General features: G+C 52.2%; 2 protein-coding genes. Both read left to right on the forward strand.

Annotated features, from left to right (window positions below):
- Nucleotides 1–172 precede the first annotated feature (172 nt).
- Nucleotides 173–3,367, forward strand: coding sequence for a carbamoyl-phosphate synthase (glutamine-hydrolyzing) large subunit (carB, locus tag VB081_RS14425; protein WP_323401474.1), 3,195 nt, complete (start codon nt 173–175; stop codon nt 3,365–3,367).
- A 16-nt stretch (nt 3,368–3,383) separates the two neighbouring features.
- Nucleotides 3,384–3,887 (forward strand): GNAT family N-acetyltransferase (locus VB081_RS14430; RefSeq protein WP_323401475.1); only part of this gene is annotated, 504 nt, incomplete at its 3' end.

Raw genomic sequence — 3,887 nt, forward strand, 5'->3', positions numbered from 1 at the left:
CATCGGCACAGCGGGTGCAAACACGCTGCGTTTCGTCCCCCCATTCGTCATCGAGAAGGCGGATGTGGACGATTTGATATCCGCTCTCACAATAATACTCAGTTGATCGTAAACAGGCAATCCGTTGCCTGTTTTTTATAAAACAGATTTTATTCGTTATAAGGAGAAACAAATGCCAAAATTAACCGACATCCAAAAGATCCTCGTCATCGGCTCCGGCCCCATCATCATCGGGCAGGCCGCGGAGTTTGATTACAGCGGTACACAGGCGTGTAAGGCCTTAAAAGAGGAAGGCTACGAGGTCGTGCTCATCAACTCCAACCCCGCCACCATCATGACAGACCTCGGTATGGCGGACAAAGTGTATATCGAGCCGATCAACCTAGACACCGTGACTCGCATCTTAAAGAAGGAAAAACCGCAGGGCATCATTGCTACGCTGGGTGGTCAAACCGGCCTTAACATGGCGATCGAGCTAGACCAGTCGGGCATCCTGCCCAAGATGGGCATCCGCCTGCTTGGTACGCAGCTCGAGTCCATCAAGCTTGCGGAGGATCGCGAGCTGTTCAAAGACCTGATGATCGCAAATGACCAGAAAACTACGCACTCGACCATCGTCACATCGCTTGAGGAAGCACAAGCGTTCTCAGAAGAATGCCCCTTCCCGCTGATCGTGCGTCCAGCTTATACCTTAGGCGGCACAGGCGGCGGCGTTGCGCACAACATGGACGAGCTATTAGACATCACCGCGCGCGGGCTGAAGATGAGCCTGATCCATCAGGTACTGCTGGAGCAAAGCGTCGCAGGCTGGAAAGAAATCGAATACGAGGTGATCCGCGACAATGCGGATAACTGCATCATCGTATGTAATATGGAAAACATTGATCCGGTGGGCATCCACACGGGCGACAGCATCGTAGTTGCGCCGTCGCAGACGCTCACCGACCGCGAATACCAGATGCTGCGCACGTCGGCGCTGCGCATCATCCGCGCGCTGGACATCAAAGGCGGCTGCAATATCCAGTATGCGCTCGACCCAAACTCGTTCGACTACGTAGTCATCGAGGTAAATCCCCGCGTATCACGGTCGTCCGCGCTTGCCTCAAAGGCGACGGGTTACCCCATTGCACGTGTTGCAGCAAAGATCGCAGTCGGCTACAATTTAGACGAGATCAAGAACTCCGTCACAGGCAAAACGTACGCCTGCTTCGAACCGGCGCTCGACTACGTCGTGACCAAAGTCCCGCGTTGGCCTTTTGACAAGTTCACAGGCGCGGACAGGCTGCTCGGTACGCAAATGAAGGCGACGGGCGAAGTCATGGCGATCGGACGCAACATCGAGGAATCGTTGCTAAAGGCCATCGACTGCCTGGATGTGAAACTCAATTACAACCTCGGCATGAAAAACATCGACGACTGGACGCTCGCAGAGCTCGATGATTCATTACAAAATGCGGACGACGAGCGCATTTTTGTGCTGTCAAAAGCGCTTGAGCGCGGCTACACTGTCGACAAACTGCACGAGATCACAATGATCGATAAGTTTTTCATCAACAAGCTGAAAAACATCGTTGACCTTTCCAAAAGACTGCGGAGCTATACCATCGAAGACCTGCCCGAGCACGTACTGCGCAAGTGCAAAAAGGTTGGCTTTGGCGACGGTTATATCGCAGACTGCATCGGCGCGCATGAATCCCAGATCACGTTCATGAGAGGCGCACTCGGCATTCAGCCGTCCTTTAAAAAGGTCGATACGTGCGCGGGCGAATTTAAGGCAGTCACACCGTACTATTACTCCACCTATGACAACGAAGACGAGGTCGAACGTACTGATAAAAAGAAGGTCATCGTATTAGGTTCCGGCCCTATCCGCATTGGTCAGGGTATCGAGTTTGACTATTGCTCGGTTCATTCGGTCAACACGCTGAAAGAGATGGGTTACGAATCTATCATTATCAATTCCAATCCGGAAACAGTTTCGACGGATTTTGATACGTCTGATAAGCTGTATTTCGAGCCGCTGACCAAGGAGTGTGTGCTCGACATCATCGATAAAGAGAAGCCCGAAGGCGTGATCGTGCAGTTTGGCGGACAAACGGCGATCAACCTGGCAGACCCCATCTCCAATACGGGCAAGCGCGTACTCGGAACGTCGGTCGAAGATATCGACCGCGCGGAAGACCGCGATAAATTCCTGCACGTACTACAAGAGCTTGGTATCCCGCTTCCCAAAGGAGATACGACATTTTCCTTAGAACATGCGCTCGAGGCGGCGGCGGACATCGGTTATCCCGTACTTGTGCGCCCGTCCTATGTGCTCGGCGGTCGCGGCATGGAGATCGTGTATAACGACGCGGAACTCACAGAATATATGACAATGGCAGTAGATGTATCGCCGGATAAGCCGGTGCTTGTCGATAAATATGTCACCGGCAAAGAAATTGAACTCGACGCAGTGTGCGACGGGCAGGATGTTCTCGTCGTGGGTATCATGGAACATTTAGAGCGTGCGGGCGTACATTCGGGCGATAGCTTCGCCGTGTATCCCACACAGACCATTCCAAAAGAGGCAAAGCAAAAGGTCGCAGAGTACGGTATCGCGCTTGGACGCGCCCTAAACATCAAGGGACTGTACAACATCCAGTTCGTCATGGATGAAAAGAACAACGTATACGTCATAGAAGTAAACCCGCGCGCCAGCCGCACAGTACCTATCTTGTCCAAGGTTACAGGCATCAATATGGTAAGGCTCGCCACACACGTCATGCTGGGCGAAACCTTAAAAGATATGGGATACGAGACGGGAATTCACAAAGAATCCAAGCTCATCACGGTCAAAGCGCCGGTCTTCTCCTTCCAAAAACTTGCAACGGTAGATACGTTCTTAGGGCCCGAAATGAAATCCACAGGCGAAGTCATGGGCACGGATCGCACGTTCCTAAAGGCGCTCAAAAAAGCGTTCCTCGCCTCGGGCAACACCCTGCCGGATAAGGAAGGTAAAATACTCGTAAGCGTCGCAAACCGCGATAAAGAAGAAGCGCTCGGCGTTGCGAAGCAAATGCGGGAATGCGGTTTTGCGCTGTGTGCCACACCCGGCACGTACCAATATTTTAAAGAGCATAAGTTCGATGTAGAGCTTGTGCCCAACGAAGAAGTGTTAGACCGTATCAAAGCGGGCGAATTTGCGCTCATCGCCAACACACCTACGCGCGGCAAACAAACAACGCGCAGCGGCTTTCTGCTTCGGCGCACGGCGGTCGGCTTCAATGTGCCGTGCATCACGTCGATGGATACGCTCGGGTCTATGCTTAAAGTATTGCAGTCAGACGATAAGCTGAGCATCATCCCCTTAAACGAATATAAGTAAGGCAGGTGTATAAATTATGATGGATCAAATCCTGCTTGTAAAAGCAACAGAGGCTGACGCGCCCGAGGTGCTGGAAATCACCAAGCGCGCGTTTGACCTGTACGCAAAAGAGGTGCGCAAACGCGAAAGCGTAGCGGCATTATATGAAAAGCTTGAGGACGTACTAAATGATATCAGGAACAAGAACGTATATGTTGCCCGCATCGACGGTGAAATGGTGGGCAGCGTGCGCTTCGAGCTCTTAACGGAAGGCGTCGCGTATTTAAGCCGCTTTTCCATCGATCCGGAGGCGCAGAATTTAGGCATCGGCGGACTGCTGCTTGAAAAGGTGCGCATCGAATGCCTGTCTATGGGCGTGCGCGCCATAACGCTGCATACCGCCTCCAAAATGCGTTCCACAGTCGCGTTTTATTTGAAGAACGGTTATTATATCCATTCCATCTCCAAGGACAGCGACTACATCCGTGCCCTGATGGTCAACGAGATCAGTGAGATGGACGAAATGTTTGACTACGAAAGC

It is taken from the genome of Christensenella sp., from assembly GCF_034927525.1.
GTDB lineage: Bacteria > Bacillota > Clostridia > Christensenellales > Christensenellaceae > Christensenella.